This window comes from Streptomyces phyllanthi (genome assembly GCF_009377205.1).
GTDB classification, from domain to species: domain Bacteria; phylum Actinomycetota; class Actinomycetes; order Streptomycetales; family Streptomycetaceae; genus Streptomyces; species Streptomyces phyllanthi.
Map to the genome: position 1 here is coordinate 1 of NZ_VJZE01000501.1, position 6386 is coordinate 6386.

Annotated in this window: 6 protein-coding genes; 3 read left to right on the forward strand and 3 right to left on the reverse strand. The window is 72.5% G+C overall.

Annotation, left to right across the window (positions count from 1 at the left end; translation table 11 throughout):
* Positions 1 to 158 precede the first annotated feature (158 nt).
* From FNH04_RS39245 to FNH04_RS39255, 3 genes are all read right to left on the reverse strand, one after another.
* Positions 159 to 548, reverse strand: a complete 390-nt coding sequence (locus FNH04_RS39245) for a DUF3040 domain-containing protein (protein ID WP_322725163.1) — start codon at positions 546 to 548, stop codon at positions 159 to 161.
* A 269-nt stretch (positions 549 to 817) separates the two neighbouring features.
* Complete coding sequence (locus FNH04_RS39250) at positions 818 to 1645, reverse strand: methyltransferase (RefSeq protein WP_386573319.1); 828 nt, start codon at positions 1643 to 1645, stop codon at positions 818 to 820.
* A 227-nt stretch (positions 1646 to 1872) separates the two neighbouring features.
* Positions 1873 to 2448 carry an SAV_6107 family HEPN domain-containing protein gene (locus FNH04_RS39255; RefSeq protein ID WP_152790794.1) on the reverse strand — a complete coding sequence of 192 codons (576 nt, stop codon included), beginning with the start codon at positions 2446 to 2448 and terminating at the stop codon, positions 1873 to 1875.
* Between the two features lie 201 nt (positions 2449 to 2649).
* On the opposite strand from FNH04_RS39255, the gene FNH04_RS39260 reads away from it, so the two are divergent.
* Genes FNH04_RS39260 through FNH04_RS39270 form a run of 3 tightly spaced genes read left to right on the forward strand, consistent with a single transcriptional unit; the run spans position 2650 to position 6225 of the window.
* Positions 2650 to 3489 carry an ATP-binding cassette domain-containing protein gene (locus FNH04_RS39260; RefSeq protein ID WP_152790795.1) on the forward strand — a complete coding sequence of 280 codons (840 nt, stop codon included), beginning with the start codon at positions 2650 to 2652 and terminating at the stop codon, positions 3487 to 3489.
* Positions 3461 to 5545 carry a YhgE/Pip family protein gene (locus tag FNH04_RS39265; RefSeq protein ID WP_152790797.1) on the forward strand — a complete coding sequence of 695 codons (2085 nt, stop codon included), beginning with the start codon at positions 3461 to 3463 and terminating at the stop codon, positions 5543 to 5545. The genes FNH04_RS39260 and FNH04_RS39265 overlap by 29 nt, the downstream gene beginning before the upstream one ends.
* Positions 5546 to 5580: 35 nt before the next feature.
* A complete protein-coding gene (locus FNH04_RS39270) occupies positions 5581 to 6225 on the forward strand; it encodes a TetR/AcrR family transcriptional regulator (RefSeq protein WP_152790799.1) in 645 nt (214 codons plus the stop codon).
* Positions 6226 to 6386 lie beyond the last annotated feature (161 nt).

A 6386-nucleotide genomic window follows, 5' to 3' on the forward strand; every position in this document is an offset into this window, starting at 1 on the left:
GGGCTGGGGCGGAAGGTTCGGCCTGTGGGTGTGTGTCGTCACGCTTGGGTGGCCGCTTCTCCTCCGCCGCTCCGCCCGTTTCCGGGCGTGCCGGAGGGGTGACCGCCTCTTGGGTGGTCACCCCTCCGGAATGTCTGTGGTTGTGAAGCGAGAGGAGCCTAATGGCCCTGTTCGTCGCGGCGACGCTGCCAGCGCTGTTCGATGCGGTCCATCATGGAGCGGCGCTGCCGTGAGTTCCGACGGGCACCGGGAGCGCCGGACGGCTGCTCACCGGGCTTCGGGGCCTTGCGCCAACCGGTGACGGCGAGCACTGCGCAGCCCAGCATGACGAGGAATCCCACCACGCTGACCCAGATCTGCTGTGCGACCATTCCGGCCATGAGGAGCGCGATACCCACGAGGAAGCCTGCGACCGCCTGGTAGACCCGTCGCCGGGTGTACGTACGCAGCCCGCTTCCCTCAAGCGCTGTCGCGAACTTGGGATCTTCGGCGTACAGCGCTCGCTCCATCTGCTCGAGCATTCGCTGCTCGTGCTCCGAGAGCGGCACGGAGTCCTCCTCATCGTGCGGTCGCCGGGGCGACCCGGGGGGTCCTCTTCAGGATAGGCAGGGAATCGCCCCCGTGAAACCCGCCCCTCTACGCCAATTAGCCAACCGGAATCCGCCATGGCGGCCCGAGTCGCTGAGGCGTACATGCCCCAGCGAGCGGCCCGTCATGCCGGAGGGTCTCCCTCGATCATACGGCCCCCGGCGTCCGATCGGGTGGCCTGTGGCGTACTCCATCCGCCACTCATCCGCTGATCAGGGACACACCCCTCTCAGGCCTCTGCCGCCCCCTGTGTCTCACCGAGCACATGGAGCTGCGTGGCCACCGAGTGGAACGCCGGCAGCTCGGCCGCCGCGGCCTCCAGCTTCAGCAGCGCGTCAAGGGCCCCCGGTTCGGTGTCCACGAGCACACCGGGGACCAGATCGGCGAAGACCCGCACGCCGTGCACGGCGGCGACCCTGAGGCCCGCGCCCTCGACGAGCGCGGTGAGCTGCTCGGCGGAGAAGCGGCGCGGGACGGGGTCACCCTCGCCCCAGCGGCCGTTCGGGTCCTCGAGCGCCCGCTTGGCCTCCTTGAAGTGCCCGGCGAGGGCGCGCGCGAGCACCGCTCCGCCCAGGCTCGCGGCGAGCAGGCTGAGGACGCCGTCGGGACGCAGCGCGGCGACCGCGTTGCCGATGCCCTCGGCGGGGTCGTCCACGTACTCCAGGACGCCATGGCACAGGACGGCGTCGTAACCGCCGCGCTCGACGACGTCGAACAGGCCGTGGGCGTCGCCCTGGACGCCCTGCACCCGGTCGGCCACGCCGGCCTCGGCGGCGCGGCGCTCCAGCGCGAACAGCGCGTTGGGGCTGGGGTCGACGACGGTGACCCGGTGGCCGAGGCGGGCCGCGGGCACCGCGAAGTTGCCGCTGCCGCCCCCGGTGTCCAGGACGTCGAGCGCCTCGCGTCCCGTGGCCTTGACCCGGCGGTCGAAGGCGTCCGTCAGGACGTCCCAGACCACTGCGGTACGGAGAGAGGCGCGGGGTCGCGAGGGGTCGGAGCGTGGCGACGTCGTCTGAGGGCGGTGGTGGGAGACGGGTGGGCGCATCGGGTCCGACACGGCAGTTGACTCCTCGGCGCGGCACCGCCTGCTGTACGGCGGAGCGATGGGCTTGCCTCCGCCCGTGCGCGGTGGCGGCGGAGAGTTGCTGGTGCTCCCACCCTATTGCCTCCGAGGGCCGTGTTCGATCGCGTGTCCCACGCGGCGAACGGGCCCTTCCGACGGCGGGTTCCGCCCCTGGCCCAACTCGTGAGGATTCGGGCCCCGATGAGCGGGGCTCAGGCGCGTCAGCCCGCGTCCGGGACCCCCGGGTCGTCGTCCTGCCGCCCCTCCCGGCCGCGCTGGTCCAGCCGGTCCTGCCGGGGCTGCGGCAGGACCGGCTGGAGGACCAGCATGCGCTCGACGAGCCGGAGGAACATCGCCACGTCCCGTATCAGGTCGTCGGCGTCGCGCCCGCTCGCCGCGCCCCGGATACCGGCCTCGGCGCGGGCGCGGCGGGCGGCTCCGGAGGCGAACAGCGCGCTCCACTCGGTGAGTTCGGGCGCTATCTCGGGGAGCACTTCCCAGGCGCTCCGGATCTTGGCGCGGCGCCGGGCATTGGGCTCCGGGCGGCCCCGGGCGGCGAGCACGGCGGCCGCGGTGCGCAGGGCGGCCAGGTGGGCCGTGGCGTACCGCTCGTTGGGGGTCTCCAGGGTGGACGCCTCGTCGAGTCCGGCGCGGGCCTGGGCGAGCAGGTCGAGGGCGGCGGGCGGGGCCGTGGCCCTGCGGAGCACGGGGTGCACGTCGCTCACCGGGCCGGTCAGTGAGGGGGCAGGGCCGGTGGCGCGGCGCCGGCGGGCGGCGGCTGCGTGGTAGCTGGCCATGACGAACCTCCTGTCGTCTGTGTGACGGCACGCCCTGATACGAGGTGCCGTATGTGCCCATCGTGGGGTATGGCACTGACAATCCGTTCTGACCTGCGGCTTTGCTTCGATCACAGGTTCGGGTTAGTTTTTGCACTGACCAGTCAGTTCAAAAGCGCGGAGTCGTGACCCGACTCCGGTTCGACGGGAGCGAGGGGGGACATGGACGAGCCTCAGGAAGCCTCCGGGATCGCCGTGAGCGCCGAGGGCTTCGGGCTCAGAGGGCCGCGCGGCTGGGCGTTCCGGGGTGTCGGCTTCGCCGCGGAGCCCGGCTCCCTCATCGCTATCGAGGGGCCGTCCGGGTCGGGCAGGACCTGTCTGCTGCTGGCGCTCACCGGCCGGATGCGGCCCGGCGAGGGTCACGCCGCGGTCGGCCCGCACCGGCTGCCCGGGCACATGTCCGCGGTGCGCCGGATCAGCGCCCTCGCGCACGTCCCGGGCGTCACCGACCTGGACCCGGCCCTGACCGTCGGCGAGCACCTGCGCGAACGGGCGCTCCTCGAGCGGAGGTTCGGCGGCTCCCTGCGGCGGCTCATCCGGCCGCGTGCCGAGCGTGCCGCGGAGGCGGGGCTGCGGGTGGACACCGCTCTGGCCGCCGCCGGGCTGGACGTGGGGACGCTGCCCAAGGGCCCCCGTACCGCCGTACGCGACCTGGAGCGTCTGGAGGCGCTGCGGCTGTCCGTCGCACTGGCGCTGATCGGCCGGCCCCGGCTCCTGGGCGTGGACGACACCGATCTGAAGCTCTCGGACGGCGAACGGGCCAAGGTGTGGACCCTGTTGAGGTCGCTCACCGAGGCGGGGACCACGGTGGTGGCGGTCTGCGGCGAGGCGCCGGAGGGCGCCGTGACGGTGTCCACGCGCCGGACCGGCGAACGGGCCGGCGAACAGGCCGACGCCGCACGCTCCGACGAAAGCACCGGCCCGCACGGCGCCGAGCGCGCCGACGAACAGAGCGACGACAAGGAGACGGCCGATGCGCCCGCCCAAGCTGGCCGCGCTTGAGCTCAGGCGGTTCGGCAGGGGGAGGCTCCCGCGCGCGGCGCTGGCCTCGCTCCTGCTGCTCCCCCTGCTGTACGGCGCGCTCTACCTGTGGTCCTTCTGGGACCCGTACGGCCGTCTCGACCGCGTCCCCGTGGCGCTGGTGAACGACGACGAGGGGGCCACCGCGGCCGGGAAGAGGCTCATGGCGGGCGACGACATCGCCGAACGGCTGCGGGACAGCGATGTCTTCGACTGGCACGAGGTGAGCGCGTCGGAGGCCCGCGAGGGTGTCGAGGACGGCACGTACTACCTGTCGCTGACCATGCCGGCGGACTTCAGCGAGAGGATCGCGTCCGCTTCCGGGGACTCCCCCGAGACGGGCGCGCTCCAGGTGCGTACGAACGACGCGAACAACTACATCGTCGGGCAGCTCTCCCGGACGGTGTTCTCCGAGGTGCGTACGGCCGCGTCCACGAAGGCGTCGCGGTCGTTCCTGGACCGGATCTTCATCTCGTTCTCGGACATCCACGCCGAGACGGAGAAGGCCGCGAGGGGCGCCGACGATCTCAAGGGCGGGATCGGAAAGGCCGAGAAGGGCTCCAAGGACCTCGCGGACGGTCTGAAGGACGCCAAGGAGGGCAGCGGCGCGCTGTCGAGCGGCCTGAAGAAGCTCCACAGTGGTGCCGGTGCCCTGGAGAAGGGCTCCCAGCAGGTCGCGGAGGGCACGGGGGCGCTCGCCGAGAAGGTGAGCGGGGCGGCGGACCGGGTACGGCCCCTCCTCGAGGACGACGGCAGGACGATCGCCGCCACCGCCACCCTGGTGGCCGACTCGGCGGGCGTGATCCGCGACCACCTCGACACCTTCGTGCGGACGGCACCGGCGGCGCAGAGCGGCACCCGTAAGGCGTCCGACACCCTGAACGGCGTCTACGAGACCCGCTGCGAGCAGCAGCCCGTGCCCGACCCGGCGTGCGACGACCTGAAGAAGGCGAAGGACGCGGCCGCCGACGCGGCGCGGCTCGCCGGGGACGTCAACACGGTGGTGCGGGACTACCACGACGACTTGGAGTCCCTCGACAAGGACCTGGCGACCCTGCAGCGGCAGGCCAGGGCCCTCGCCGAGGCGGCGCCCCACCTCTCCGAGGACCTGGACGACGCCGTCGCCAAGGTGAACGCGCTCGACAAGGGTGCCGAGAAGGTCGCCAAGGGCGCCGGGGCCCTGCACACCGGGCTGGGCACGGCGCGGACGGGCGCGGACGGCCTCGACTCCGGTGTCGGCGCGCTGAAGACGGGCGCGATCGACCTCAAGGGGGGCATGTACAAGCTGGTCGACGGCTCCGGGGAGCTCGCGGGCGGGCTGCACGACGGGGCCGAGCAGATCCCCGACTACGACGCGAGTGATCGCCACCGGCGCACCCAGGTGATGGCCGACCCGGTGCAGCTCGCCTCCAGGGACCTGCACAAGGCGCCCAACTACGGCACCGGATTCGCCCCGTACTTCATCCCGCTTTCCCTGTGGGTGGGCGCGATGGTGGCCTACATGCTGATCCCGCCGCTCAACCGGCGCGCGCTCGCCGCGGGCGCCCCGGCGTGGCGGATCGCGCTGGCGGGCTGGCTGCCGGTGGCCGCCCTCGGGGTGCTGCAGACGGGGGCCCTCATGGCGGTCCTCCACTGGGCGGTCGGTCTGGAGATGGCGCGTGCGGCCGGGACGGTGGGCTTCCTGTTCCTGGTGACGGCGTGCTTCGCGGCGATCGTGCAGTGGCTGAACGCGCGCTTCGGGGCGGCGGGGCGGATCCTCGTACTGGCCTTCCTGATGCTGCAGTTGACGTCCGCGGGCGGTACGTACCCCGTGCAGACGAGTCCGGACTTCTTCAACGCGATCCATCCCTTCCTGCCGATGAGTTACGTCGTCGGGGCCCTCAGGAGGCTCATCACGGGCGGCGGGCTCGGCCCGGTCTGGCAGGCGTGCGCCGTGCTGGCCGCGTTCACCGCGGGCGCCCTCGCTCTGACCGCCCTGGCGGCCCGCCGCAAGCAGGTGTGGACGCCGGCCCGGTTGCATCCGGAGTTGAGCCTGTGACCGCGCGGACACCGGCTGCTGTGAGAATCAGGGCCATGGAAAGCAGCACCGCCACGGGAGGCGGCAGCACGGGAGGCGGCGGCGGCCGTCGTGAGGCGACCCGGCAGAAGCTCTACGAGGCGGCCGTCACGCTGATCGCGGAACAGGGGTTCTCCGCCACCACGGTGGACGAGATCGCCGAGCGTGCCGGGGTCGCCAAGGGCACGGTCTACTACAACTTCGCCAGCAAGTCGGTCCTCTTCGAGGAGCTGTTGCGGCACGGCGTGGGGCTCCTCACCGCCTCCCTGAGGGAGGCGGCGGACCGGTCCGCGAAGGAGGGCGGCGGCACGGTGGCCGCCCTCGACGCGATGATCCGGGCCGGGCTCGTGTTCATCGACCGCTATCCGGCGTTCACGCAGCTGTACGTGGCCGAGTTGTGGCGGACCAACCGGGCGTGGCAGTCCACGCTGATGGTGGTGCGGCAGGAGGCGGTCGCGGTCGTCGAGGGCGTGCTGCGGAAGGGTGTGGAGAGCGGTGAGCTGAGCGACGAGATCGATATTCCGCTGACCGCGGCCGCGCTGGTGGGGATGGTTCTGGTGGCCGCCCTGGACTGGCAGTCGTTCCAGCCGGAGCGGTCCCTGGACGACGTGCATGCGGCGTTGTCGCGGCTGCTTCAGGGGCGGGTCGGCGGGAACCGGTAGCGCTGGGTGCCGGATTCCGTTGGGCGCGTGAATCCGTTGGGCGCCTGAATCCGTTGGGCGTCCGGAACGACGAAAGCGCCGGTCCGCTGTGGCCGCGTCCCCCGCGGGCCACCCCGAACCGGCGCTTCGCCGTGCTCCCCCTTGTTTCCCCCGTACTCCCC